This window comes from Agrobacterium sp. SORGH_AS_0745, from assembly GCF_030818995.1.
Classification (GTDB): domain Bacteria; phylum Pseudomonadota; class Alphaproteobacteria; order Rhizobiales; family Rhizobiaceae; genus Agrobacterium; species Agrobacterium tumefaciens.
The window spans coordinates 2091774-2117657 of sequence record NZ_JAUTBI010000003.1 but is presented as its reverse complement, the minus strand read 5'-3'; the positions used below and the strand labels follow the sequence as shown (position 1 = coordinate 2117657).

The following is a 25884-nucleotide window of genomic DNA, read 5'->3' as shown; positions in this document are numbered from 1 at the left end:
TTCGGAAGAGCATGGACAGGCGTGTCGTCATATTGATCAAACGGAAAGGGAGTTACGCGTTTGAAAACGTTAAAGTCAAAATTCGCGAAGATGGCATTCGTCGTCGGACTGGCGGCCGGTATCGCAAATCCGGTTTTTGCCGATGACAGCAAGACGCTGCCGATTGCCGCGCAGATGTACACACTGCGCAACGCCGGAACGCTTGAGGAGCAGCTTGCCATCCTCAACCGCGCGGGCGTTTCCGCCGTGGAAACGGTGGATATGCAGAAGGTCACCTCCAGCGAGCTGAACGCGCTTCTGGAAAAGCACAAGATCAAGGTCATTTCCTCGCATGTGCCGATCGACAAGCTTCGCGGCAACCTCGACGAGGTCATCACCGAGCAGAAGGCTGTCGGCAATCCGGTCGTGACCGTGCCGTTCCTCAAGCCCGAAGACCGCCCTAAGGACGCCGCAGGCTGGACAGCCTTCGGCAAGGAACTTGGCGGATATGCCGACAAGCTTTCCGCGGCTGGCCTCTCCATGGCCTATCACAACCATGATTTTGAAATGGTCAAGTTCGACGGCAAGACGGCGCTTGAACTGCTGCTCGATGCCGCAGGTCCGAAACTGCAGAGCGAACTCGACGTCGCCTGGGTGGCGCGCAGCGGCAATGATCCGGCTGAGTTCCTCGGCACTCTGAACGGTCGGGTTTTCGCAATCCACGCCAAGGACAATGCACCGGCCGGCACGGCCGAAAACGAGCGCGGCTTTGCAACGATTGGCACCGGCGTTCTCGACTGGAAGACGATCCTGCCGGCGGCCAAAAATGCCGGCGCACAATGGTTCATCCTTGAACACGACCTTCCGCTCGATGCCGAAGCGGTCGTGACCAAGGGCAACGCGTTCCTGAGCGAGCACTTGCCGACGATTCAGTAAACACTGCCAGTAAAACCAGAACCGCACCTCGGCGGCCGGTTTCGCCGGGGCGCATAAGGTTCGACAGACGCATGATGAAGTTTCCGCCGCGTTGCGACGGGGAGCGCATTGTCTCGTCGACTTTTTACCCAAGTACCAATCGGAGGAGTTATCATGGCGGACAATCATTATGATGCGATTGTTGTCGGTTCAGGCATAAGTGGAGGCTGGGCTGCAAAGGAACTCACGGAAAAAGGCCTGAAGGTTCTGCTGCTGGAGCGCGGCAGAAACATCGAGCACATTACCGACTATCAGAATGCCGACAAGGAAGCCTGGGACTATCCCCATCGCAACCGCGCCACGCAGGAGATGAAGGCGAAGTATCCGGTTCTCAGCCGCGACTATCTGCTGGAAGAGGCCACGCTCGGCATGTGGGCCGACGAGCAGGAAACGCCCTATGTCGAAGAAAAGCGTTTCGACTGGTTCCGTGGTTATCACGTCGGCGGCCGTTCGCTGCTGTGGGGACGCCAGACCTACCGCTGGTCGCAGACCGATTTCGAGGCCAATGCCAAAGAAGGGATCGCCGTTGACTGGCCGATCCGTTATCAAGACATTGCTCCCTGGTATGATTATGTCGAGCGTTTCGCCGGCATTTCCGGCAGCCGCGAGGGGCTGGACATTCTTCCTGATGGTGAATTCCTGCCGCCTATTCCGCTGAATTGCGTTGAAGAGGATGTGGCACGCCGGTTGAAAACCGCCTTTAAAGGCACACGCCACCTCATCAATTCGCGCTGCGCCAACATCACCCAGGAACTTCCCGATCAGGAGCGCACGCGCTGCCAGTTCCGCAACAAGTGCCGGTTGGGCTGTCCTTTCGGCGGCTATTTCAGCACGCAGTCATCGACCCTGCCGGCGGCAGTCGCCACCGGAAATCTTACGCTCCGGCCTTTCTCCATCGTCAAGGAAATCCTTTACGACAAGGACAAGAAGAAAGCTCGCGGTGTCGAGATCATCGATGCCGAAACGAACCTGACCTATGAATACACCGCCGATGTGATCTTCCTCAACGCTTCGACGCTCAACTCGACCTGGGTTCTGATGAACTCGGCCACCGACGTGTGGGAGGGAGGGCTCGGCAGCAGCTCGGGCGAACTCGGCCACAATGTGATGGACCACCATTTCCGCATGGGCGCCACCGGCGAGGTGGAAGGTTTCGAAGAGTTTTATTTCAAGGGCCGCCGCCCGGCGGGATTCTATATTCCCCGTTTCCGCAACACCGGCGACGACAAGCGGAACTATTTGCGCGGTTTCGGTTATCAGGGATCCGCCAGCCGTTCGCGCTGGGAGCGGGAAATCGCCGAACTCAACATCGGAGCCGACTACAAGGAAGCGCTGACCCAGCCGGGCGCCTGGACTATCGGCATGACTGCCTTCGGTGAAATGCTGCCTTATCACGAGAACCGCGTGAAGCTGGACCACGACAAGAAGGACAAATGGGGCCTGCCGGTCCTGTCGATGAATGTCGAGATGAAGCAGAACGAACTCGATATGCGCGAAGACATGGTCAATGACGCAGTCGAGATGTTCGAAGCGGTCGGCATCAAGAACGTCAAACCGTCGAGGGGTAGCTATGCGCCGGGCATGGGTATCCATGAAATGGGTACGGCCCGCATGGGACGCGACCCCAAAACTTCCGTGCTCAATGGCAACAACCAGGTCTGGGATGCGCCGAACGTCTTTGTCACTGACGGCGCCTGCATGACTTCGGCCTCCTGCGTCAACCCGTCGCTCACCTACATGGCGCTGACGGCGCGTGCCGCGGAATTTGCCGTTTCCGAACGCAAGAAGGGGAATCTGTGATGAACAGACGTGAACTGCTGAAACTGATAGCCATTGCCTCCGGTCTTCCGCTGATCGGCGCTGACGTGGTCACTGCGGCGGAAAACGCGGCCAAGCCTGCCGGCGACGTCCACGTGTTCAGCCCGGAGGAAATCCGGCTTCTGGACGAGGTGGCTGAAACGATCATCCCTCGCACATCCACCCCGGGTGCGAAGGACGCCGCCGTTGGCGCATTCATGGCAGTCTATGCGGCCGATTGTTACACGGGCGAACAGCGGAAACTCTTCCTCTCCGCTATGGCTGACATCGAAAACCGCAGCCGGACGGAATACAAGAAGGCGTTTCTGGAGCTGACGTCGCAGGAGCGGCAGACGCTGATTTCTGCGCTGGACAAACAGGCACGGGCGGAACAGACACCGACCGCACCGCATCCCTTCACACTCGTCAAGCAGCTGACGCTGCTCGGTTTCTTCACCTCGAAGATCGGCGCCACCGAGGTTCTCGTTTACGACGAAATCCCCGGAGGCTTTGAGACCTGCGTTCCCTACAAGAAGGGTACGCCCGCCTGGGGCACGACCTGAATTGAGAACAAGCCGCCCGCCTGCATTCGCAGGCGGGCGCGTTCACACGGCAGAACAAGGATGACACGATGCGCAAGAGAATGATCATCGCGGCGGCAATGCTGGCAGCAAGCGCCATTCCCGCTTTTTCAGAGGGCGATGTTGCCAAGGGGGAGGCGGCCTTCAAGCGCTGTTCCGCCTGTCACGCCATCGGCGAGGGCGCGAAAAACAAGGTAGGCCCGCAGCTTAACGGGATCATCGGCCGCACTGCGGGCGGCGATCCGGACTATAATTACTCGAATGCGATGAAAAAAGCAGGCGGGGAAGGGATGGTGTGGACACCGGAGGAACTGCGAGACTTTCTCAGCGCTCCCAAGAAGAAAATCCCCGGAAACAAGATGGCCTTGGCGGGCATCAGCAAACCGGAAGAACTGGATAATCTTATCGCCTATATCGAAAGCGCGTCTTCGAAACCAGCCGAATGACAGCACGCCGTTCATCGAACATCAAAACTCCCGCAGTTTTGAGACGATGACCACGACTTTACCCCAGCATATCCTGCGCGCCGAAGGCCTTGCCAAGGAATTGCCAAGGCCTTCCGGCGTTGTCTTCAAGGATGCATTTGCGGTACTCAAATACCGGTTCTCAGGGGTCGGTCCGTCCTTCCTGCAGGCCCGACTTTTCGAAAGACCTGTCCTGATGGAAGCCCAGTTTGGCCAAGCCGTTTTTCACCTCCGGTGCGTTCATGAATAAATCCCAGATCAGGCCGCTGCGATAGTTTTCCATCATCGCAACAACAGGCCCTTGATTGATCGCAAGATGCGTTCCGGACACCCAGCCGGTTGAGGGCTGGAATGAATCCATGAGGCCAAAGCGGCCGATGAGTGCACCATTGTTCCATTGCAGAAACCGCAACGCCGCCTCGCGTGAGCGATGAGAAAAGAAGGGCATGCTAGAGAGGGCTGCCGTTGTCGCAATGATGCCGTCATCGTCGGTCGGAGAATTTACGACATAGCCCTTTGGCCCATCACACGCAGACAGACCCCACCCGGCCTCACTTGGGTAGCGCGTGCGGCAGTAGCGGTAATTGATCATGCAATGCGCGTGAACCTGCTCCAGATAGTCGTGACAATAAACATCGCCGAGACCGCGCGGATCGAGTGTGCAGAAGGAATAGTGCGACAGGAAAAGCGGTCCTCCATACGGCTGGCCAAGCGGCAGCCGAACACCGAGATACATCGATCCGTTCCGGATTTCGCCATCGCTTGCCCATCCGGAATGATAAGACTCGGCGCTGATTGCATGCGTCGTTGATCCTGCCGCGAGCACATAACAGACAAGGGCCTCGTTCCAGCCCACAATCGGCAAGTTTTTCGCCCAGGCATACCGACGGCTCCAATGCCAGAACAGCGGCCCGGGCTTTCCCCTGGTAAACCAGCCCCACTCCACCGTCTCGACGATTTCATTTATGGACCGGCGTAAATCGATTTCGGAGGATGTCTGCGCGCCAAAAAACTGCCTGACGCAGATCAGCGCCTGAACCAGAAGAGCGGTTTCAACGAGATCTCCGCCGTCGTCGAATTTCGCGAAGGGTATCGTTCTTCCGCTGGACGCGTCGATAAAGTGAGGGAAGGCGCCATGAAAACGCTTCACACTTGCCAGCGATCTCAACATCCGGCTCGCCCGGGCGATGGCTTCCTGTTCGGTTATCCAAGAACGGCGGACACCAACGATGAGCGAAAGAAAACAAAACCCAATACCGGAGACCGACGCGATTTCATGGATCGAAAGACCATCGGATCGCATACGATCCCGCGGTAGGCCACTCTCCGGGTGGCTCCCGGACCAGAAATATTCAAAGGTGTTGCGATGCAAACCATCAAGTTCAGCAGGTAATTTATCCGTCAATTCCAACCTCAGGGACCAGCGGCAATCAGTCGGCAGATCGACTGCCAAGCCTTATCCGACTCTGTCACCATCTCCAAATTTCAAGCGGAGCGGTGAATGCCGGTAGCCGCAAAAATTCTCGGCTACCGCAGCATCTGTCTTATCGTCTCCACGATCTGCTCTTCGCAGTAGGGTTTCGTAAAGAAAGCCGTATCAGCCGCGATCATATGACCGGGATCTTCGAGATGGCCGGAAACCAGGATAACTTTGATTGGGGGCCACCTGTCACGAATAATGGCTGCCAGTTGCAGGCCGTCGACGCCGCGTGGCATATCGATATCAGTGAAGACAATTCGTATGTCTGCGCGTGCCTCAAGGATATTGACCGCCTCCGTAGCATCTGCCGCAGCAAGCGCTGTGTATCCTGCGGTTTCAACCAGATCCACGGCGGCAAGGCGTAGCAGCGGCTCATCCTCAACGACGAGTATGGTTGCCACACCGGCAGCATTCGAGGTCACGGTCATCATGACTGTCTCAAATGGGAAACCAGTCCCTGCATCGTTACCCGCAGGCCGTCAGGATCAAAATTTACCTCGACACCGCCTGTACCCATCAGACCAAGCTGGATGAGCTTCGATCCGAAACCTTTACCCGATGGAGCGGTCACCGGCGGGCCGTCCTGCTCCTTCCATTCCAGAACAAGCGCGTTCTCGCCGCCTGCATCTTCTATCGTCCATGAAATAACGACGGTTCCGGCATCAGAAGACCAGGCTCCATATTTCAAAGCGTTTGTGCCAAGCTCGTGCATCAGGAGAGCCAGCGACAGTGCAGTTCTAGGCCCGATTTCCATGTCGGTGCCCGATATGCGGTATCGCTCGGGAAGAGAAAGTTGGCGAAGCACGGAATCGATCACTGCCACCATGCGCGCCGACGACCAGTCCTGGTTCAGGAGAACCTCATGCGCATTGGAAAGCGCGCGCAATCTGCTCGTGAAGGCTTCGACAGGGGCTCTGTCGGTGACGGGGCGAAGCGTCTGTGTCGCAATCGCCTGAACCATGGCCATCGTGTTTTTGAGCCGGTGGCTGATCTCGTGATTGAGAACCTGCTGTTCCTGCTCGGCCCGAATCCTGGAGATCGCCTCACGCGTGCGGTCCGCTATCGCACGCACAAAATCACGCTCCTCGGACGAGAATTCATGCGGCTTGTCGTAGTGTACGAACATGACCCCCGCGAATGCACCTCTTTCGATGATTGGCACATTCACGAGGACGGAGATGCCTAATGAGTGTAGAAGCTGGGCTGAAGCGGAGGTTCTCGGATCTGTCGCCACATCGGGTATGATGACCGTCTCGCCGCGCTTCAAATCCTGGATGTAGGATCCGTAATTCCTGAAATGATGGAGCCCCGCGACAGTGAACATTCCCTCCGCACACCAGTCGGGAAGCATCTGCACCGTCTCGGCGATAGGGTCAACGATGCCGTAGCCCGCCCGCGTCGCGCCTCTCAGACTCCGTGCCAAAATCTCGGCGGCGGCAAATGCCACTTCCGCAACAGTATCCAGCTCGCGGATCTTTTCGCCGAGTTCCAGGAATGCAAGCTGCCTGTCCTCCGACAGTTTTTGAGCGGTGGCGTTGCGTGCGACCTTGATATATCCCGGGACCTTGGGCGACGAATGGTTGGACATCGGCCGGATCGTGCCGTCCAGAAAGATGCTGGAGCCATCGGCAGCGAGGTGCCATCGGCGGTCGGGTGCAACCCCTTCGGACGTGGCTCTGCTCACTTCAGCCGCAGGAACGCCGGCTGCCCGGTCCTCCTCAGTAAAAATCGACTCAAACGGCCGTCCGAGCATCTCGGCTTCCGACCAGCCAAATGTCTCTTGCGCTCCACCAAACCAGCTTGTAATGCGCTGGTCTTCATCGATCGTCATGATGATATAGTCTTTGGCGCCTTCGACGATCAGGCGAAGCTTCGTTTCGCTGTCACGCAAAGCCTCCTGGGCTTGCATCCGATCAGTAACTTCAACGAACATGATGACGAACGTGTCTTCACCAGTGGCTTGAACGTAGCCGTCAAACCACCGGTCCATCGATCCGATCTTGCGGGTGAAACGCTTGCTTTGTTGGGTCTCGACGGCCTCCACCACATCGGAAACCCACTCATTCTCGAATTCTGGAAAGAGTTCGCGCATGGTTCGACCAGGCACATCATCGCCTGGTAATCCAAGAAGAGTGCTCCATGCGGGATTGACCGTCTCGTACCGCCAATCGACAATCGTTCCTTCGACGTCACGGATCACCGATCCTACGACGATGCCTTCCTCCAATTGCTGGAAAAGCGCACCCCAGCGTCGCTCGGAAAGGAAGGTCGCAATCTGGTTCGAGGCGACCCTTCCGATCTGGTTCAGTAACTGCAGCTCGCTTTCCGTCCATGTGCGTGGTTCTCCATCGATTGCTGCGAGCGCGCCGATCACCATGCCATCAGGGAGGGTTACAGGCACTCCCATGTAGGAGATCACACCCAGATCGGTTATGGCCAGATTATTTCTAACGAGATCATGAACCGTCGCATCCCCGATGATCAAAGGCTGTCTGTCACGAACCACATGCTGACAGAATGAATGCGTGAGTGGCGTTTCCGCTGCTTCAGCCCATTTGGGTGGCAACCCGACATGAGCGATGAAAACCTGCCGGTGCTCGTCCAGAATGGAGATCAAAGCCACTGGGCATTTCAGGCCGGTTTTGACGACCTCGATAATATCCTGGAATTCGGGTGGGCTCTGGACATCAAGCAGCCCAGAGTTTCGAACTGCGTCAATGCGTTCCGACGGTGAATTCAAGGTCAATCCTTATCCGCACAGGGGCGGCGTTGGTCAAGCCGACAAGGCGGCAAGCAGTTTGGGCGAAACAACAAGGCTGGGAGGAGGTGTAGCGGAGCGCTCTGCGCCAATAACGATGCCTTCAATGAACTGCAAGGCATTTTGCAAACCGTTCATCGTGTAGGGTTTCTCGATCGCTCCAAGTGCGCCCGCAAAGTCCTCAGGTATTCTCTTCAGGTTACCCGAAACGAAAACATAGGGGATGGAGCTCGAGGAAAGATATCGGCCGACTTCTATGCCCGTTGGACCATCCAGCAATTGAATGTCTACAAATGCGAATTGCGGCAGTGCCTTGTTGGCAAGCTCGATAGCTTCCTTGCTGTCGGCAGCGATCCCCACAATCTCGTGTCCGGCATCTTCCACTTCGCTTTCAAGTTCCATCGCCAGCAGAGCTTCGTCCTCTACGATCAAGATTTTCACAGGAGATCCTTTCAGTCTTTTACAGAAAGCGTGACACGAACATCCGAGAGGCAACCTTCAACCGTCCGAACTATCGTAGCACGCAATTGTTTTACGCACGCTTCCAGCATCTTTTTGCTAAAGGCTGCTTCTTCCTTGTCCACTTCGCCCGGCGTGACGGTATCGGCAACCCTGACAAGGAAGTGGCCGTTTAGGCGCTTGACCTCCAGGTGCAATTGCCCGCCACGGTCCTTCAATCCTCTGCGAATGGCGTCGCCGATGAGTTCGTTGATGATCAAGGCAAGGGGGGAGGCCTTGGTCGCCGGAACCACAACCTCGTGAAGATCGGTGGTGAGGATGATGTCGGTTCGCTTCAAGGCGCCGATCTTGTCGAGCATCAATGTATTGGCAAAATCCGCGACATCGAAATGCCCTACATCTTCATCGTTCAGAAGCTTGCGCTGAACGGTGCTGAGTGCTTCGACCCTGTTCAGCACAGACATCAATGTCCGCTCCACAACATCGTTATCAGTCATCCGCGCCTGAAGCTTCACGATTGAGGCGATTGTCAGGAGGTTGTTTTTTACGCGATGATCAACTTCGTGGACGAGGGTTGTTTTTGCCCGCAATGCCTCAGTCAAATCCGCCGTTCGCAGCGCCACCTCTCCCTCCGCGATGTGGCGGGCGCGAGCGAGTTCGGCTTCCTTGCTCTTGATATCGGTGAAGTCGAGTTGCGAGGCGAAAAAATAGATGACGGTTCCAGCAGCATCGCGAACAGGACTTACGAAGAGAGCATTCCAAAACTCTGATCCGTCCTTGCGATAATTAAGGATGTCGATCGCCAAATCCTGCTCGGCTGCGATTGCCTCACGCAGTTTCGTAACTGAGCCAGGATCCGTGTCTGGACCTTGGAGCAGACGACAATTTTGACCAACCAGCTCTTCGGCGGAATAGCCCGTCAATCTGCTGAAAGCGGCATTGCAGAAGATGATTGGATTGTCGTTGAGGAGTGGATTTGTGATGATCATGGGCATGCGGGTGGCCTTGAAGGCTGCCGCAAACGGATCTTCAGAAGCGTGGCCAGATACTAGACGCTCTCCAGCGTCTTGAGCATCCTGCCGGAGGAGATCATTATCTTTCATGCAAGGTCCTGAAGGTAACGGTCCCCTAAAATGTTTGAATGGGAATTTGGTTCCAACGACAAAGTGAATTATTCCTGTTTTACAGGGTAGGGGATCCACCATCTTTTTGCATATTGTCCGTGACAGGTCTGCCGGCGTCCGATAGTCGAGAAATCGGCCTGATGACGTCAGTAGAACAAAAACGGGGCGACCAACTGGCCGCCCCGCTTGATATGAGACTGGGTCGAAACCTCAAGCAGGCCGTTCTTCGCCCGCGTTCGGCCTCCAGGTGATCAGCTTTCTCTCGGCGACATCGAGAATGAGATCGATGACGAGAACAAAAATGGCGAGAATGATGATACCGGCGAAAACGCCGACCGCGTCGAAGTTACCTTCCGAACGGGCGATCAGGTAACCGAGGCCTGCGGAAGACCCGAGATATTCGCCGATGATCGCGCCAACCACCGCAAATCCGACGGATGTGCGCAGCGACGACAGAATCCAGCTGGCTGCCGCCGGAAAATAAACATGACGCAAGAGATCAGAGCGCTTTGCACCGAGAATGCGCGTGTTGGAAAGCACGACGGGGTTTACTTCGCGAACACCTTGCATGGCGTTGAAGAACGTCACGAAGAAGACGAGGGTGACCGCAAGAGCGACCTTTGACCAGAGGCCAAGCCCCAGCCAAAGGACGAAAATTGGCGCGAGGACCACACGCGGGATGGCATTCACGGCCTTGATGAACGGGTCCAACACACGGGCCACAAAGGGACTGAGGCCCAGCCAGACACCGGCGCCGACGCCGAGACCTGTACCGATGAGGTAACCGAGAACCGTTTCACTCAAGGTGATACCGACATGTTTGTAAAAGCCGGCATCGGCAACCCAGGTGATGACCTGCTTTACGATGTCGATGGGTGCCGGGAAGAAGAAGCGGTCGATCGCCCCGGAGCTTACCCCGAGTTGCCACCCACCCAGGAGCACGACCAGAAGCACGATCTGGATGATGCGAACATTAACGGCTTGCATAGCTTTTCTCCACTTCGCCGCGTAAAGACGCCCATATATCGCGATATAGGGTCATGAATTTCGGATCGAGCTTGATTTCGGCCACGTTGCGGGGCCCGTTCCAGATCAACCGGGAAGCTCTCGATAACTCGGCTCTTGGGGCCGGCAGCAAGGACGACAACCCGGTCGCCGAGTGCAATCGCCTCTTCGAGATCGTGCGTGATCATGACCACTGCACGGCGATCCTCTTGCCACAATCTCAGGAGTTCATTCTGCATGAGGTGGCGCGTGTGAATGTCGAGTGCGGAGAAGGGCTCGTCCATCAGGATGACCTTCGGCTCGGTGATAAGCGCCTGCGCCATCTGGACACGTTTGCGCTGTCCGCCTGAAAGTTGATGCGGAAAGCGCTCTTCAAACCCCTTCAGGCCAACTTTTTCCAGCCAGGCCAGAACTTTGGTACGGCGCTCATGTTCGGATACGCCGCGGAACAGCAGGCCAAGCTCGACATTCTGATAGGCCGTTTTCCAGGGAAGCAGCGCATCCTGCTGGAAGAGATATCCGATGTTGTTCTGCACGCCCTGCACGGGAGAACCATCGATGGAGACCTTTCCCTGCGCCGGTTTCAGCAAACCCGCGATGGCATTGAGAATGGTGGACTTGCCGCATCCGGTTGGGCCGACAATCGACAGAAACTCACCATCTCCAACTTTCAGGTTCACATCCTGGACCGCAACGAACGCGCCAAAGGCCATTGTTACGTTCTCGATTGCCACCATTGGCTGAAGATTGAGTTCCGCCACGGGTTCTAACTTTCTAATTGGCAAAGACATTGAAGACCCTCAGTTTACGCCCTTCGAAGCCGCAGCCTCGACGAACTTGTTGGTGTAGGTCGTGTTGAGATCGATCGTGGCCTTCGCGACTGCGTCGTTGAAGCTTTTCAAAACCGCCAACGGGGTTTCCAGATCGGCCTGGTTGAAGGTTCCATCTTCGGAGAAGATCGCCTTGGCGGCTTCGACGGCCTTGATGTAGGTCTGCTTGTCGCCGGACACGAAATCATCGGGAAGCTTTGCAACGATTTCCTCGGCCGAATGCTCCTTCATCCAATGCAGCGCCTTTACCGTGGCATTGGTAACCTTCTGGATCACCTCGGGATGTGCATCGATGTATTCCTGCGTCGCATACAAGACGGAGGTGGGGTAGATCCCGCCGTAGACGTCCTTGGCGCCCTGATCGCTACGGGCATCGATCAAAATCTTGCCAAGACCACGCTCAACCACGATCGTCGCAGCCGGATCGTAATTGACCAACAGGTCAATCTTGCCCTGCTGCAGAGCGGCAACAGCAGCAGCGCCGGAGCCAACGCCGATGATAGCGATGTCGTTGTCGCTCAGATTGTGCTGCTTCATGTAATAACGAATGAAGAAATCGGACGAAGACCCGGGCGAGGTGATCCCGACCTTTTTGCCCTTGATGGTTTCAGGTTTTGCCGGATCGAAATCTGTATCGTTCTTTCCTGCGAGAACCAGCCCGGAATTGCGGGCAAGCTGAACGAAGCCAACCACGTGCTTGTTCTGGGACTGCATCTGAATCGTGTGATCGTAGAAACCGACGGCTACATCCGTGGACCCTGCGACGAGCGCCTGCAGGACTTTCGAACCGCCTTGGGCAAAGTTCTCGGTCGTCACCTCAAGGCCCTCGTCCTTGTAGAAGCCGAGGCTGGCCGCCACCGGAAAAGGCAGGTTGTTGAGGTTGTACGAACCAACACTCATTCTGACGGATTCTGCATTTGCCGACGCTGCCAGCGCACAGAGCGCCGCTGTTGCAAGCAAGTATTTACGCATGAGGGTCTCCTCCCAGTTTTGCTATGTTTTGAGCCAGTATGGCTTTGTCTAGGCTGCGTCTTCAATCGCAGCGTTTGGCTTGGCGAAGGCAAAGCCTTCGAAAAGTCTGCGGGCCGTTCTCACAAGCCCGGCTGTTATTGCTCCGTTCCGCATCTCAAGTTGCACGTCCAGCCGACCGGCGGGATGCTCGATGCAGATCTGGGTCGGAACAGATCGATTTCCCGCTTGTTCAAATGCCACGGAGCCTTCCGTGATCGCTGCGGTTGCTATGCCAACGGCGCCGGTCGTTGCCAGGGCAGGGTGGCACTCATTGGGCATGAAGTACCGGACAGACAGAGTGCCTCCCTTGCGGGCCGGCGCTACGATCACGGGTTTTGGTATGACCATATCCGTTACATCCCCCATCCCCATCAATTTGCCTGCCTGAATGCGTATGCGGGTCAATCGTTCGATGAGATCGCTATTGGAAGTCAGGGTCTGCGGATCTTCATATCCCGTGACGCCGAGGTCTCCCGCACGCATGAGGACCATCGGAATTGCGCAGTCTATCGCCGTCACATCTATTCCCTCAACCGTGTCGACAGGGTTTCCGGTGGGCAACAGTTTTCCGGTTTTCGCACCCGCCGCATCCACGAAAGTCAGGGCGATCGGTGCAGCCAGACCCGGAACGCCGTCGATGGATGCGTCTCCGAGATAAATTACTTCGCGACCACGCGTCGGCACCTTTGCCTCGATCAATTTTCCGGTGTTCACGTTGTGGATGCGAACCACGGTATCGCTTCCCCGAGCCTCGACAAGTCCAGCTTCGATCGCAAAGGGACCGACAGCGGCCAGCATATTTCCGCAATTGGGCGAATAGTCGACATACTGCCTGTCGGTACGAACCTGGGCGAAGAGATAGTCGATGTCTGCGCCTTCGACGGTGGAAGGACCTATGATCGCCACTTTCGAGGTGACCGGATTGCCGCCTCCAATCCCGTCTATCTGCAGCGGATGACCGGAACCCATGATGGACAAAAGTGCCGCATCCCGTTCCGCTCGATTACGCGGAAGGTCAGACGCCAGGAAGAACGGTCCACGAGATGTTCCGCCGCGCATCAGCACACAGGGTATCTTAAGCAGGTCGTTCATTTATCGCCTCAATCTTGCATTTGGTGGATCAATCCGCCTTGTTGTTGCAATATGAGCAAAAGAATCTAATCTGTTAAATGCAATGTTCGGAGGTATTATTGCGATATGAGCATCAATTGCGAAATTCTGGATTTAAGAGCATTTCAAGCAGTAGTTGAGCTTGAAAGTTTTCATAGGGCTGCCGACGCGTTGCATATTTCGCAACCGGCGCTTACCCGGCGCATCCAGAAACTGGAACAGGCCATTGGCGCGCCACTCCTAGAAAGGACCACACGCCACGTTGCCCCGACAGCGATGGGTCAGGAGGTAATGCCGCTTGTCCGGCGCATGCTGGAGGAGTTCGATGGATCGCTTTTTGCGATGAAAGATGGTGCACATCGGCGCGGCCTCATCACGATGGCCTGCGTTCCAACCGCAGCGTTTTATTTTCTACCCACCGTGATCAAAACATTTAGCAAGCAATATCCGCATATTAGGCTGCGTATCAGAGACCTTACGGCAAACGAGGGGCTGCAGGCGGTTGCGCGAGGCGAGGTGGAGTTCGGGATAAACCTCATGGGTAATTCTGATCCAGACCTGGCATTCGAACCTCTCATCGATGACCCGTTTGTGCTGGCGATGCGGAAAGACCATCCTCTGGCGGCTTTCGAAACGATCCAATGGAATCAACTGGAGCCTTACCCGCTGGTTGTCGTCGATCGCTCCAGCGGCAATAGAACGCTTCTGGATGGCGCACTCGCGCGGCACAATCTAAAGCTGAACTGGTTCTACGAGGTGACCCATCTCAACACGTCGCTTGGCCTGGTGGAGGCTGGGTTGGGGATTTCCGTGTTGCCGCGACTGGCTACCCCACAGGATGACCATCCTTTCCTCGTTACGCGGCCGATCGTTAATCCCGTGGTCTCCCGAACCATCGGTATCGTGCAAAGAAGAAGCAGCGCCTTATCTCCCGCCGCGGAGAAATTCGTGGAAATGCTGTTGAAGACCTGGAAAACGCCTTAGGGTTCACAATCGTGTATCTTGCCGCGAAGGGCCCGGGTCTGACGTCACCTGGTGGAAGGTCGAGAAACGGGCGAGGGTGACGCCGTCTTCTCAGAGATGGTTGCGTCGTCACGCCGCCTTACCGGCTCTTCTAATAGCGGACCGCCTTGGCGTTCTGGGTCATAGATATGGGTTTTGCTGTTGCCATTTTGGCTGTTGAAGGAAACGGCGACGTGCGCCGCGCCGATTGACGTCAGCAAGCTCAATACTGATCAACCGTACAATGTAGATATGGTTGAAGATCATAGCCTGCTTATCGACTGACAAGGCATACTCGCAGCAAGAGCGACCTCCATCAGTATCCCTTGAGGCAATAATGTGAGGCGGAAATTGAGTGGTGTTTTGTTTAGAGCGAAAGGATGCGTTACGCTTCGACTCAGTGCGATAACGCAACAACCAGATAAGGTTCAAAACGAGTTCTGAAGGTTGCCTAAAGGGTCATTTGGACTGAAAACGCAAGACATTTAAACCAGAAAACGTTCCATAATCTATCTTATGCGATTACCGTATGTAGCCGCAAAGTTAAAGTGTCGTGTTTCTGCAAAGTTGGAATGTCACACTCCCCGGACCTGAATGATACCGGGGAGATTGCGGATGGGATTGATCACGATGAGCGAGCGCGATTTGCAGCGGATCGAGGTTTTGTCGAAAGTCGTTGATGGCCGCATGACCATCGTCGCAGCGGCGCATGTGCTGGCAATCAGCGCCCGGCATGTTCAGAGACTGATTGGTCGTATTGAGGCTACCGGCGCTGCCTCGATCAGACACAAGGCAATTGGTCGCCCGTCGAACAATAAAATCGCCACCGGCGTCCGCGATTACGTTTTGATTCTGGTGCGCGAACGCTACCTTGATTTCGGGCCAACGCTGGCGGCCGAGAAGCTTAAGGAAGAGCATGGCGTCACAGTCTCGCGTGAGACGCTGCGTAAGTGGATGCAGGATGCTGGCATATGGCTTTCGAGAAAACAGCGGCGGGCGTTTCATCAGCCGCGGTTGCGGCGCGAGGCTTATGGTGAACTGGTGCAGATCGACGGCTCCGAGCACCGCTGGTTTGAGGACCGTGGCCCTGCGTGCTCTCTGCTGGTCTTCGTCGACGATGCGACCGGAAAGCTGATGCAGCTGCGGTTTGTTCGATCGGAGAGCGCTTTTACCTATTTCGAGGCGCTTTCGCTTTACCTTGAAGAGCATGGCGCACCTATCGCCTTTTACTCCGACAAACATTCCGTTTTTCGTGTCGCCCGGAAAGACGCCAAGGGTGGGCAAGGCATGACGCAGTTTGGTCGCGCGCTATCGGAGCTGCACATCGATATCCTTTGCGCCAATTCCAGCCAGGCCAAGGGACGCGTCGAGCGTATGAACAGGACATTGCAGGATCGGCTGGTCAAGGAATTGAGGCTTGCCAATATCAGTGACATGGAGACCGGCAATGCGTTTCTGCCAGCCTTCATCGAGCGATACAATGACCGCTTTGCGGTGACCCCTACCCGCCCCGACAACCTCCATCGGCCTGTCAATCTGGCGCCAAGCAGGCTGAATGACGTGCTTTGCAAACGCGAGCAAAGACACGTCGGCGCACAGCTTTCATTCTCCTATGAGCGCAAACGCATCATGCTTGAGGAGAACGACGTCACGCGCGGCCTGGTTGGAAAGTATGTCGAGACATTCGCTTACGTTGATGGTCGACTGGATATTCGATGGAAAGGTCACTCGTTGCCTTACAAGATCTTCGACAAGGATCAGCGCGTGACCCATGCGGCGGTGGTCGAGAACAAGCGTCTCGGCGAAGTACTGGCCTACATCAAAGAGCAGCAAGATCGAGACCACGCAGCTGCGCCAAAGACCAACAGTGAGAAGATCGGCTACAAGCCGAGAGGCCGCAAACCCGGTCCGCGCACGGATTTCATGAATGATCCGGACGTCATTGCGAGACGGCAAAAGGCTCTTGCTCAAATGGATGCGGCTGGGTGAAGGCCGCACCCACTTCTGCCGTGTAAACAACTGGCTTTTCAGTAAAAATGGACTTTCGACAGATCGACTTCATATGGATCTGTCTGGATTGGGCTTCCATCTTCCTTGTAAACTTCAAGCTCGGAGATTCTGCCGTTGGTTACGTGCAGCGCCAATCGCACAAGTCTGGCGATGCGAACGATACTTTTCTGGTTTGGAGCTTCATCGTCGTAAAAGCTCTCGATGGGTATATGGTCGTTTGGTCTAGGCGAAGGGGCGTCGTTGTCCTTCACGATCGCCAACGGCCCTTGACTGCGAAGCTTTAGGCTCCCGGTAGGGCTGATGCGCATCACTTCCACGGAGCTCATCTGCTCCAGGATTTCCGCTTTCCCTTGAAAGTCACCTCGCAGCAGATGCATTAGGAGCGCGCGTTCGCGATGGTCGATCTCTCTCCAGTTCTCAAGCCCATCTATCATGCCCTTCCCTCTCATCTGGCGAAGCCAAGGTGAATCTGATTGTAGCTTATGGCGCTGTCAACGGCTGACCATGACGCGACGAAAAGTGCTTTGGAGTGAGAAAGCTAAAGCCGAAGGGTGTGTTCCATCACCCGCCCCCTCCCTACCCTTGCAACCCGGCCCAGCCGGTCCGGTCGGGGGCTGATTGTTTGAGCCAGTGTCGCATTTCTAACTGGCTGGCAGAGCGACAGATGACATTTTAACTTTGCACGATTCGCGACATTTCAACCTTGCCGCCACATCGTATGTGGTAAGCTGATGAAGCTTTCTATGGTCCCGAGCGCCTCACCTTCATCAGCGCCGCCTAGACACTCTGTACCTCGCTCGAGCACAATAACGAGCAAAGGATTTAGAGAAAGCACCTAGCCTTGAGTGGGCTTTGAACCCATGAAAGACATTGCTGACGAAATGCCCATGCATTGGCTGATGCGGCAAAGATTTTGATGATCTGTCGGAACTGATAGGGATTAAATAGTAGCCAGCGGTGTTCTCACGGGTACGACCACGTACTCATGAAGGAGCCTGCGCCGTGAAGCACCTCTATTCCATCACACTCGTTATTGCCACATTGGCCTGCACGGCCGTATCTGCAAGCCCGTTTTCGTCGGCCGCCGGACGTTACCGTATCGATCCCGCCTCGCACATCGGATTTTCGATTGCACAGGTTGCCGGTCCGGGCATCAACGGCACTATTCCCGATATATCCGGCCGCTTCGATATCGATCCGGACCAACCGTCCAAGTCCTATGTGGAAATCAGTTTGAACCCTTCCAGCGTGAAGACAGGCCAGGAGCGGGTGGAAAACTTCCTGCGGTCCAGCGCAGTTTTCAACATCACCGCCTATCCGCAGATCGTGTTTCGCTCCAACCGCGTTACGCAGGACGGGCCGCGCAGCGCGGTCGTTGAAGGCGTGCTCACGGCCCGAGGCGTCTCCAGAACCGAGACGTTTCACGCAACATTCGTTGAGCAGCAAAAGGGTTCCGTCACCTTCCATGTCACCGGAAATATCCCTCGCCTGCCCTATGGCATGGGTGTTGGCGTGCCACTCTATTCGAACACGGTTGCCTTCGACATAGATTTGAAGGGCGTCAGATAAAAACGACGGAACGTCAAAAAAATCGGCGGGACGGGATTAATTGTCGCTGGTCGGTGTTCTGTGTTGTATCGGACATGGTGTCCGCACCGTTACCTCTCAAAGGACGATCTCATGCGTGAACATCATTTCATTCTGGCAGGCGCTCTCGCGCTCGCCTCCACTGCCGCGCTTGCCGAACCATATGCCGGTGGCGCGGTGGTTGAAATGGCGACGGCAAAGGGCACGATCCTGACTGACGCCAAGGGCATGACCCTTTATACGTTCGACAATGATGGCGATGGCTCGTCAGCCTGCTATGACGGCTGCGCGAAGAAATGGCCGCCACTTGCGGCTGCCAAAACCGACAAGGCGGATGGCGACTACAGACCACTCGCCCGCAGGGATGGCACGATGCAGTGGTCGCATGATGGAAAGCCGCTGTATCATTGGCAGATGGACAAGAAGCCCGGCGATGTCACGGGTGATGGTATTGGTGGCGTCTGGCACGTTGCCAAGGAATAGCACCCATGCCTGATTTTCTTGACGAGATCACAAGTTGCATACCGGCGCTTCGACGTTATGCGAATGCGCTCACGCACGACCGTGACACGGCTGACGATCTCGTTCAGGACTGTCTGGAAAGAGCCATCCGCAAAAAGGCGCTGTGGCGGCCGCAGGCGCCGTTACGTCCATGGTTGTACCGGGTGCTGGTCAACGTTTACCGCAACAATCTGCGCGGCAGAAACCGCCGGCCCTCGCAAATCCCGATTGATGATGTTGCCGAACAGATGTTTGTGCCGGCGCCGCAGACGGGCCGGATCGCGCTTGCCGAAATGGCCCGTGCCATCGAAAAACTGTCAGGCGAGCACCGTGAGGCCCTCCTCCTCGTCGTCGTCGAAGGTCTGAGTTATGCGGAAGCGGCAAAGGTTCTGGAAATTCCGTTGGGCACTTTGATGTCCCGTCTGGGGCGCGCCCGAACAGCCTTGGCCCGTATGACCCAGGAAGACCAGCCAAATCTCAAGGTGATAAAATGACTGGCAACGAGCCGCAGATAACCGAAGCCGATCTGATATCCTATGTCGACGGGCAGCTCGAAGACCAGCGACGTGATGCCGTTCGCTCCCACCTCGCCTCCAATCCGGCCGATGCGCGCAAGGTCGAGATATGGCAGCGGCAGAATGCGACACTTACGGCTCTCTATCGCCCTGCTGATATCGATGTTTTACCCGAGCGCCTCGATGTTTATCGGATGGAGCGGCGCTTGCGATCGGAGCGTGCAAATTGGCGCAATCTGGCAGCGGCATCCGTTCTCGTTCTGGCAGTTGGACTGACAGGTGGCTGGTTCGGGCGCGGACTTGTGTCGGAGGTCGATGCACCTGCCCATTCCATCGTGGCGGATGCGACGCAGGCGCATAAGTTGTTTGCAAGCGAGGTTCTGCACCCGGTCGAAGTTCGGGCTGATGCCGAGAACGGTTCCAGTCTGCCGAAATGGTTGTCAAAACGGCTCGACCGTAAACTTAACGTGCCGGACCTCACCCGCCATGGCTTGTCCCTTGTCGGCGGCCGGGTGCTGCCCAGTTCCGAAGGCGCCGCAGCTCAACTGATGTATGAAGACAAAAGTGGGCAACGTATCACTCTTTACATCGTGGCTGCGGCTGAAACGAGCGATACCGCCATGCGGCGCTCCAATGTCGACGCGCTGGAAACAGTGTCCTGGGATGACGAAACAATCCGCTGCGCCCTGGTCGGCAGCCTGCCGTCCGACCGCATGGACGCTATTGCCAAAGACACCTATCAACAGCTGAGTTAGCCGATGCAATATCTCAAGGGTCATTCCGATAGAGCGACGAGAGGCGTAAGGAGATGGCGAAACACGTCCGCCTCCTTTGGTTTGGTGGCGATCGTTTTCCATTGGACAATCGCGCTCCTATTCCTCGCGCAGCTTGCGCTGGGATATTTTATGAGCCGCGACATCGATCCGGTGCTTCAGTTCAATCTTTTTCAGTATCACAAGTCGATTGGGTTTCTGGTTCTGGCCCTCGCCGCCCCCCGCTTCATCTGGTCGGTTTTCAGCAGGAAACCGCGGGCTCTGGATGGTGAAGGGATGGCTTCGAGGTTGGCCGCACGGGCGGCTCACGCCGCACTGCTGTTCCTTACTCTTGCCGTTCCCCTTGCCGGTTGGGCCGTCGCGTCGACGTCTCCTCTGCAGATCCCCAGTTATGTCTTCGATCTTGTCGTCATGCCAGGACTACCCATGGCGATCTCCGACCAAGCCGAGGCTTTCTGGACTGAGGTTCACGCCACTCTGGCCTATCTTGCCGCAGTTATCGTCGTTCTTCATGTGGCAGCAGCGCTGTGGCACCATTTCGTCCGCAAAGATCCAACGCTTCGGCGCATGATCCCTTTCAGGGCTGCTGCAGACAACAGGAGCCGCACCGCCTCCCCTCGAAAATAGCTAATAAAGTGTTCTCTGGTAGTCCTTTTCCAGATCGTCATCCAATTTCCGCATCTCATCCTTGTTGCTGGGCGCCCCCGTCGTTTCGTCAAGGATGATTTTGATGAGCGACGGCATCTCGGAGCGATCCTGAAAATGATCCGGGCTCCACAAATGAGACCGCCGAAACGCCTTGGCGCAATGCATGAAAACCTCACTCACCCTGACGACAATCGCGAGTTTGGGCGCACGATCATTGATACTCATGCATCTCAGAAGTTCCGGGTCGGTTGCGAGCTTTGCCTGCCCGTTCACACGCAACGTGTCGTCAAATCCCGGTATGACAAACAATAGCCCGACGCTTGGATTGGCAATGATATTGGTCAACGTATCCAGACGATTGTTACCCGGCCGATCCGGTATCGCGAGTGTGCGTTCATCAAGAATCTTGACGAACCCCGCAGGGTCGCCACGAGGGCTTACGTCAGCACTTCCCGCCAGATTCTGCGTTCCTATGCACAGGAACGGAGAGCGTCTGATAAATTCCCGCGCATGCTCGCCAATGGTGTCCTGACACTTCAATATCGCCAGCGCGTGGGTCGCCTCGAACAATCCTCGAAGCGATGGCTCATCTGTTATTGCAAATTCCGGATCAAGTTCAAACGCCGTCATCATCCTCACCCTTGTGACGTTGCCCCGTTGTTCCCATCAGCTTCACCAGACGAAAACGCCTGGATATTGCTGACATATCGATTGTTCTTCTCTGTCCGCATTTGAGCTGCTTCTAAATTTGAGGTACGTACCTCAATATTAGCACTATCGCAGATTTTAATTTCAATCAAGAAGTAGAACCGGCGCCGACAGAGGCACAACAATCACCGAAACGGCTGCGCGAGCCTTTGAGGGCGGGCAATCCTGTACAGACCGTGTAGTTTGTTCTTACCTTAAGGCCCTCGCTATTTACCGACGTTCAAGCGGTCGAAGCGGCCTTGAAGACGGCAAGCTGGTCGGCAAAGGCGCGTTGATAGGCCGGACGCGCCTCACCGCGAGCCACATAGGCTGAAAGGTTTGGATATTCGTCGAGGATGCCTGAGCTTTTTATCCTTTGCAGCACCGATATCATCAACAGATCTCCAGCGCTGAACGCACCGTCGAGCCAGTCGTCGTCACCGAGGCAGCGGGAGAGTTCGCCGAGCCGCTTGCTGATATTTTTATCGATCATCGCCAAGCGCTCTTCGTACCAGCTCTTGTCGCCCTCCAGAAATCGGGCAATCGAGCGGTCAACGATTGGCGGCTCCACCGTGTTGAGCGCGGCGAACATCCAGGTTATCGCCCGTGCCCGCGCATTCACATCCCGCGGCAACAGGCCGGCATTGCGCTGCGCGATGTGGAAAATGATCGCGCCGGATTCGAACAGTACAAGGTCGCCCTCCTCATAGGTCGGGATTTGTCCAAACGGCTGAAGTGCCAGATGCGCAGGTTCCCGCATCGCCTTGAAGGAGAGAAGGCGAACATCGTAAGACAGTCCAGCTTCCTCCAGCGCCCAGCGCACGCGCATGTCGCGGGCCAGACCCTTGCCGCCATCGGGCGAGCGTTCAAAAGCGGTAATCGTGATCGTCATTGCTGTTCCCCATCGCGTCTGTTTGGAGACTATTGGCTCATTGTGGTCGAGCATCAGCTTTTTGCGCCGGCCGGAAAAGGCAGCGCGTCAGAATAGGCGTTTGCCAGAACGAAAACAATCCTTGTACGTTTCCATGACAGGTCATTAGCGTGCCGTTTGCCGTGGAAAGGGCTGGCCATTTCACGCAAAAACTCTAAGCTCCTGCGCCGGACGCGGATTGCCAAAACCTTCAGGATTTCAATTTAAATCATTAGGGAGAAACCATCAGATGAGCCTGCGTATAAACGACATCGCACCCGATTTCACCGCCGAGACCACACACGGTCCGGTGAGCTTTCACGAATGGATCGGCGACGGCTGGGCGGTCCTGTTTTCGCATCCGAAGAATTTCACGCCGGTCTGCACCACGGAACTCGGCGCGATGGGCGGCCTGCAGCCGGAATTCGAAAAGCGCGGCGTCAAGATCATCGGCATTTCGGTCGATCCGGTCGAAAGCCATGAGAAATGGAAAAACGACATCCGCACCGCGACCGGCTTTAATGTCGATTATCCGCTGATCGGCGACAAGGACCTGAAAGTCGCGAAGCTCTATGACATGCTGCCGGCGGGCGCGGGCGACAGTTCCGAAGGCCGCACGCCGGCCGACAACGCCACCGTGCGCTCCGTCTTCGTTGTCGGTCCCGACAAGAAGATCAAGCTGGTCCTCACCTACCCGATGACCACCGGGCGCAACTTCGACGAAATTCTTCGCGCGATCGATTCCATCCAGCTGACTTCTAAACATCAGGTGGCGACACCGGCAAACTGGAAACAGGGCGAAGACGTCATTATCACCGCCGCCGTCTCCAACGAGGATGCGATTGCCCGTTTCGGCTCCTATGACACAGTTCTTCCATACCTGCGCAAGACGAAGCAGCCGGGCTGATTTGAAATCGATAAAAGGGGCGATGGATCTCCATCGTCCCTGTTTGATCTTACTCGCGGCGCAGCTACGGCTTTATCACGCCGCCGTGGTAGTCGAGCCGGTACACCTCAACGCTGTCCCGATATATGCGCTCCACGCCGGTAAAAGACCGGAATTCGCCCTCATTGGTATCGACATAGATCATGTCTTCGACCTCGTGGGTGAAGCCGCCGAGGAAGCGCCCTTCCCTGTATAGCGTGGAAAGCGATCGCTGGATCACCCTGCCCGCCACCGTGCCGTCGATTAGCTCAGGGCGGATGATGCGGCCGTAATAATTCATGGCCCAAAGTGGAATTCCCTGATGCCAGACGACCTCCTGACCGATGAAGTCGGTTCCGCCGAAATAGCTATCGATGTAGTTCCAGTCGCCACTTCGAAAGCCGAGGTCGTGTGAGCCGATGCGGATGGGCGTCGAGGATTTGTTGCCGCCGCCCACATAAGTGGCGGACTTGGCCTGCACGATGAATTCTTCCAGCATCGGGAATACCTCACATCAGGAACATAAAGTGAACATACTGGACTTGTGTGAAGGTCGCAAGCGTATTCCTTACCCTGCCTGTCGCCATATTTTCACAGATGGTGGGCTTGGTAATCGCAGCGTTTGCCCTTAAAAGCGATGCATAAATGATCCTCGAAGAGTGCCCATGTCGCAGACCCCGCAAATCTATGTCGATGCCGACGCCTGCCCCGTGAAACCCGAGATTCTCAAGGTGGCGGAACGGCATGGGCTGGAGGTGACATTCGTTGCCAATTCCGGTTTGCGCCCGTCGCGCGATCCGATGGTGAAAAACGTGATCGTATCGGCCGGTTTCGATGCGGCGGATGACTGGATTGCGGAGCGTGCGGGCGAAAACGATATCGTCATTACCGCCGATGTGCCGCTCGCCGGGCGTTGCGTTGCCAGGGGCGCGCTGGTGACGGGACCGACCGGCCGCGTTTTCGACCAAACCAACATCGGTATGGCAACTGCGATGCGCGACCTTGGCGCACACCTGCGCGAAACCGGTGAGAGCAAGGGATATAACGCGGCTTTCTCGCCGCGCGACCGGTCTGCTTTTCTGGAGACGCTTGACCGTTTCTGCCGCCGTGTCAAAAAATGACCGCGTAAACAGGAAGGCGCAGCCCATGACCCCGGCCAATCCGCAGAGCAACACCTACAGCCGCCATAAGCCTTTCTTCGTCGCTCTTTTTGTTGGCGCCTTCGGCCTTGGCTTGGCGCTGGCATTCGCACGGCCGCTCGCCATCGAAATTGCAGCCATTCTGTTTTTCCTGACCTATCTCGGGCTGGTGGCCTTTCGGCTTCCGAAATTAACGGCCCAGCACCTGAAAGCGCATGCCGATAGTGATGACCTGCCGGCAATGGCCATCATCGCCATTACGCTGATCGCTGCCACCGTCGCCGTCGTTTCACTTTTTCAGGCACTCAACCATTCCGGCGAAACCGTCTGGACGCTGCTGCTCGCCTTCGGCTCCGTGATTTTCGGGTGGCTGACAATCCACACCATGACCGCCTTGCACTATGCCCATCTTTACTGGCGTCCGGAAACCGTTGATGGCAAGCGCAAGCATCGCGGCGGCATGGATTTCCCGGCAACGAAGGAACCCTGCGGTTACGACTTCCTCTATTTCGCTGTTGTCATCGGTATGACGGCGCAGACCTCGGATGTTGCTGTAACCACGACACCGATGCGCAAGGTCACGCTGTTGCACTCCATCGTCTCCTTCTTCTTCAACACGGTTCTGGTAGCAGCGGCGGTCAATGCTGCGGTCGCGCTTGCGGGCTGAACCGAAAAAAACTCTTCATAAAGGAATGGCTTCATGAATATCATCTCGCAAAATACGGCCTTTGGCGGCATGCAGGGCGTATTTTCGCACCCATCCGAAACCCTGAAATGCGAGATGACCTTTGCAGTCTATGTGCCGCCGAAGGCGATCAGCGAGCCGTGCCCGGTTCTGTGGTATCTTTCCGGCCTCACTTGCACCCACGCCAATGTCATGGAAAAAGGCGAATATCGCCGCATGGCGTCCGAACTCGGGCTAATCATCGTTTGCCCGGATACCAGCCCGCGTGGCAACGATGTGCCTGATGAAGTGACCAACTGGCAGATGGGCAAGGGCGCGGGCTTTTATCTCGACGCCACGCAGGAGCCTTGGTCGGAGCACTACCATATGTACAGCTACGTGACGGAAGAGCTGCCAGCCTTCATTGGCCAGCATTTCCGCGCGGATATGAGCCGTCAGGGCATTTTCGGCCATTCGATGGGCGGCCATGGCGCCATGACGATTGCGCTTAAGAACCCAGACCGCTTCAAGAGCTGCTCCGCCTTCGCCCCAATCGTCGCCCCCTCCTCTGCCGACTGGTCCGAACCGGCGCTGGAAAAGTATCTCGGAACGGATCGTGCCGCATGGCGGCAATACGATGCCTGCTCGCTGGTCGAAGACGGCGCCCGTTTTCCGGAATTCCTGATCGACCAGGGCAAGGCCGACAGTTTCCTCGAAAAAGGCCTGCGTCCCTGGCTGTTCGAAGAGGCGATCAAAGGAACCGATATCGGCCTGACGCTGCGCATGCACGAGCGTTACGACCACTCCTATTATTTCATCTCCAGCTTCATGGATGACCATCTGAAATGGCATGCCGAGCGACTTGGCTAAGGCTGCGAAAGGGGAAGCTTAACCTGCGCGGTTTGGATTCGTCCGACATCTTGAACAGCGACGTGACGGCGTTTTCAGTA

28 protein-coding genes and 1 pseudogene are annotated in these 25884 nt (G+C 56.3%); 16 read left to right on the top strand and 13 right to left on the bottom strand.

Translation table 11 applies throughout. The features are described 5' to 3' along the window. Nucleotides 1-60: 60 nt before the first annotated feature. From QE432_RS20090 to QE432_RS20075, 4 genes are all read left to right on the top strand, one after another. Nucleotides 61-915: a sugar phosphate isomerase/epimerase family protein gene (locus tag QE432_RS20090; protein ID WP_162632918.1), complete on the top strand. Its 855-nt coding sequence runs from the start codon at nucleotides 61-63 to the stop codon at nucleotides 913-915. Nucleotides 916-1068: 153 nt separating this feature from the next. Further along, entirely contained in the window at nucleotides 1069-2754 is a 1686-nt protein-coding gene (locus QE432_RS20085; protein ID WP_003515231.1) for a GMC oxidoreductase, read from the top strand. Next, nucleotides 2754-3314, top strand: coding sequence for a gluconate 2-dehydrogenase subunit 3 family protein (locus QE432_RS20080; protein WP_080798554.1), 561 nt, complete (start codon nucleotides 2754-2756; stop codon nucleotides 3312-3314). Before QE432_RS20085 ends, QE432_RS20080 begins: the two co-directional genes overlap by 1 nt. A gap of 68 nt (nucleotides 3315-3382) precedes the next feature. Then, nucleotides 3383-3778, top strand: a complete 396-nt coding sequence (locus tag QE432_RS20075; protein WP_306625429.1) for a c-type cytochrome — start codon at nucleotides 3383-3385, stop codon at nucleotides 3776-3778. Nucleotides 3779-3938: 160 nt separating this feature from the next. Here QE432_RS20075 and QE432_RS20070 read toward each other — a convergent pair whose 3' ends face one another. From QE432_RS20070 to QE432_RS20060, 3 genes are all read right to left on the bottom strand, one after another. After that, nucleotides 3939-5099 (bottom strand): glucoamylase family protein, encoded by a 1161-nt coding sequence (locus QE432_RS20070; RefSeq protein ID WP_306627103.1) that lies wholly within the window; start codon nucleotides 5097-5099, stop codon nucleotides 3939-3941. Between the two features lie 224 nt (nucleotides 5100-5323). Next, nucleotides 5324-5707: a response regulator gene (locus QE432_RS20065; protein WP_111789231.1), complete on the bottom strand. Its 384-nt coding sequence runs from the start codon at nucleotides 5705-5707 to the stop codon at nucleotides 5324-5326. Next, nucleotides 5704-7899 carry a GAF domain-containing protein gene (locus QE432_RS20060; protein ID WP_306627101.1) on the bottom strand — a complete coding sequence of 732 codons (2196 nt, stop codon included), beginning with the start codon at nucleotides 7897-7899 and terminating at the stop codon, nucleotides 5704-5706. Before QE432_RS20060 ends, QE432_RS20065 begins: the two co-directional genes overlap by 4 nt. Between QE432_RS20060 and QE432_RS20055 the strand changes: the two genes are divergently transcribed. Further along, nucleotides 7849-8010: a hypothetical protein gene (locus QE432_RS20055; protein ID WP_236735600.1), complete on the top strand. Its 162-nt coding sequence runs from the start codon at nucleotides 7849-7851 to the stop codon at nucleotides 8008-8010. The genes QE432_RS20060 and QE432_RS20055 overlap by 51 nt on opposite strands. Nucleotides 8011-8049: 39 nt before the next feature. Here QE432_RS20055 and QE432_RS20050 read toward each other — a convergent pair whose 3' ends face one another. The 6 genes and pseudogenes from QE432_RS20050 to QE432_RS20025 form a co-directional block, all read right to left on the bottom strand. Beyond that, a complete protein-coding gene (locus QE432_RS20050; protein WP_003515224.1) occupies nucleotides 8050-8475 on the bottom strand; it encodes a response regulator in 426 nt (141 codons plus the stop codon). An 11-nt stretch (nucleotides 8476-8486) separates the two neighbouring features. Next, nucleotides 8487-9596: a PAS domain-containing protein gene (locus QE432_RS20045; protein WP_003515223.1), complete on the bottom strand. Its 1110-nt coding sequence runs from the start codon at nucleotides 9594-9596 to the stop codon at nucleotides 8487-8489. A 231-nt stretch (nucleotides 9597-9827) separates the two neighbouring features. Further along, nucleotides 9828-10604, bottom strand: a complete 777-nt coding sequence (locus tag QE432_RS20040; RefSeq protein ID WP_003515221.1) for an ABC transporter permease — start codon at nucleotides 10602-10604, stop codon at nucleotides 9828-9830. Next, nucleotides 10591-11359: pseudogene (locus QE432_RS20035) on the bottom strand (ABC transporter ATP-binding protein). The gene QE432_RS20040 and the pseudogene QE432_RS20035 overlap by 14 nt, the downstream one beginning before the upstream one ends. A gap of 63 nt (nucleotides 11360-11422) precedes the next feature. Then, nucleotides 11423-12424, bottom strand: a complete 1002-nt coding sequence (locus QE432_RS20030) for an ABC transporter substrate-binding protein (protein WP_003515219.1) — start codon at nucleotides 12422-12424, stop codon at nucleotides 11423-11425. 48 nt (nucleotides 12425-12472) lie between these two features. Continuing rightward, nucleotides 12473-13555: a 4-oxalomesaconate tautomerase gene (locus QE432_RS20025; protein WP_025593409.1), complete on the bottom strand. Its 1083-nt coding sequence runs from the start codon at nucleotides 13553-13555 to the stop codon at nucleotides 12473-12475. A gap of 105 nt (nucleotides 13556-13660) precedes the next feature. Here QE432_RS20025 and QE432_RS20020 point away from each other — a divergent pair, with 105 nt between their 5' ends. Beyond that, the gene (locus QE432_RS20020) at nucleotides 13661-14557 is read left to right on the top strand and encodes a LysR family transcriptional regulator (protein ID WP_003515217.1); all 897 of its coding nucleotides are present in this window, start codon (nucleotides 13661-13663) and stop codon (nucleotides 14555-14557) included. A gap of 633 nt (nucleotides 14558-15190) precedes the next feature. After that, nucleotides 15191-16564: an ISNCY family transposase gene (locus QE432_RS20015; protein WP_306625426.1), complete on the top strand. Its 1374-nt coding sequence runs from the start codon at nucleotides 15191-15193 to the stop codon at nucleotides 16562-16564. A gap of 38 nt (nucleotides 16565-16602) precedes the next feature. On the opposite strand, the gene QE432_RS20010 is transcribed toward QE432_RS20015, so the two are convergent. Further along, the gene (locus QE432_RS20010) at nucleotides 16603-17019 is read right to left on the bottom strand and encodes a hypothetical protein (RefSeq protein WP_065657925.1); all 417 of its coding nucleotides are present in this window, start codon (nucleotides 17017-17019) and stop codon (nucleotides 16603-16605) included. Between the two features lie 568 nt (nucleotides 17020-17587). Between QE432_RS20010 and QE432_RS20005 the strand changes: the two genes are divergently transcribed. The 5 genes from QE432_RS20005 (at nucleotide 17588) to QE432_RS19985 (ending at nucleotide 20588) form a co-directional block, all read left to right on the top strand. Continuing rightward, the gene (locus QE432_RS20005; RefSeq protein WP_121556570.1) at nucleotides 17588-18154 is read left to right on the top strand and encodes a YceI family protein; all 567 of its coding nucleotides are present in this window, start codon (nucleotides 17588-17590) and stop codon (nucleotides 18152-18154) included. A 111-nt stretch (nucleotides 18155-18265) separates the two neighbouring features. Next, nucleotides 18266-18655: a COG4315 family predicted lipoprotein gene (locus QE432_RS20000; RefSeq protein ID WP_111803691.1), complete on the top strand. Its 390-nt coding sequence runs from the start codon at nucleotides 18266-18268 to the stop codon at nucleotides 18653-18655. Nucleotides 18656-18660: 5 nt separating this feature from the next. Continuing rightward, nucleotides 18661-19167: a sigma-70 family RNA polymerase sigma factor gene (locus tag QE432_RS19995; RefSeq protein ID WP_111783076.1), complete on the top strand. Its 507-nt coding sequence runs from the start codon at nucleotides 18661-18663 to the stop codon at nucleotides 19165-19167. Continuing rightward, complete coding sequence (locus tag QE432_RS19990; protein ID WP_121556569.1) at nucleotides 19164-19943, top strand: anti-sigma factor family protein; 780 nt, start codon at nucleotides 19164-19166, stop codon at nucleotides 19941-19943. The genes QE432_RS19995 and QE432_RS19990 overlap by 4 nt, the downstream gene beginning before the upstream one ends. Before the next feature lie 3 nt (nucleotides 19944-19946). Further along, nucleotides 19947-20588 (top strand): cytochrome b, encoded by a 642-nt coding sequence (locus QE432_RS19985; RefSeq protein WP_111789237.1) that lies wholly within the window; start codon nucleotides 19947-19949, stop codon nucleotides 20586-20588. Here the strand turns inward: QE432_RS19985 and QE432_RS19980 are convergent, their stop codons facing one another. Together QE432_RS19980 and QE432_RS19975 are read right to left on the bottom strand one after the other, a co-directional pair. Further along, nucleotides 20589-21239 carry a pyridoxamine 5'-phosphate oxidase family protein gene (locus tag QE432_RS19980; RefSeq protein ID WP_025593402.1) on the bottom strand — a complete coding sequence of 217 codons (651 nt, stop codon included), beginning with the start codon at nucleotides 21237-21239 and terminating at the stop codon, nucleotides 20589-20591. It lies immediately after the preceding gene. 298 nt (nucleotides 21240-21537) lie between these two features. Beyond that, complete coding sequence (locus QE432_RS19975; protein WP_111803688.1) at nucleotides 21538-22188, bottom strand: glutathione S-transferase family protein; 651 nt, start codon at nucleotides 22186-22188, stop codon at nucleotides 21538-21540. Nucleotides 22189-22456: 268 nt separating this feature from the next. Here QE432_RS19975 and QE432_RS19970 point away from each other — a divergent pair, with 268 nt between their 5' ends. Beyond that, nucleotides 22457-23113 (top strand): peroxiredoxin, encoded by a 657-nt coding sequence (locus QE432_RS19970; RefSeq protein WP_003512980.1) that lies wholly within the window; start codon nucleotides 22457-22459, stop codon nucleotides 23111-23113. Nucleotides 23114-23177: 64 nt separating this feature from the next. Here the strand turns inward: QE432_RS19970 and QE432_RS19965 are convergent, their stop codons facing one another. Next, entirely contained in the window at nucleotides 23178-23630 is a 453-nt protein-coding gene (locus QE432_RS19965) for a DUF5680 domain-containing protein (RefSeq protein ID WP_306625421.1), read from the bottom strand. A gap of 166 nt (nucleotides 23631-23796) precedes the next feature. Between QE432_RS19965 and QE432_RS19960 the strand changes: the two genes are divergently transcribed. From QE432_RS19960 to fghA, 3 genes are read left to right on the top strand one after another with little or no spacing between them, the layout of a single operon-like run. Further along, nucleotides 23797-24252, top strand: coding sequence for a YaiI/YqxD family protein (locus tag QE432_RS19960; protein WP_003512976.1), 456 nt, complete (start codon nucleotides 23797-23799; stop codon nucleotides 24250-24252). Between the two features lie 25 nt (nucleotides 24253-24277). After that, nucleotides 24278-24937: a DUF1345 domain-containing protein gene (locus QE432_RS19955; RefSeq protein WP_013636061.1), complete on the top strand. Its 660-nt coding sequence runs from the start codon at nucleotides 24278-24280 to the stop codon at nucleotides 24935-24937. A gap of 33 nt (nucleotides 24938-24970) precedes the next feature. Beyond that, entirely contained in the window at nucleotides 24971-25804 is an 834-nt protein-coding gene (gene fghA, locus QE432_RS19950; RefSeq protein ID WP_065704590.1) for an S-formylglutathione hydrolase, read from the top strand. Nucleotides 25805-25884: the final 80 nt, after the last annotated feature.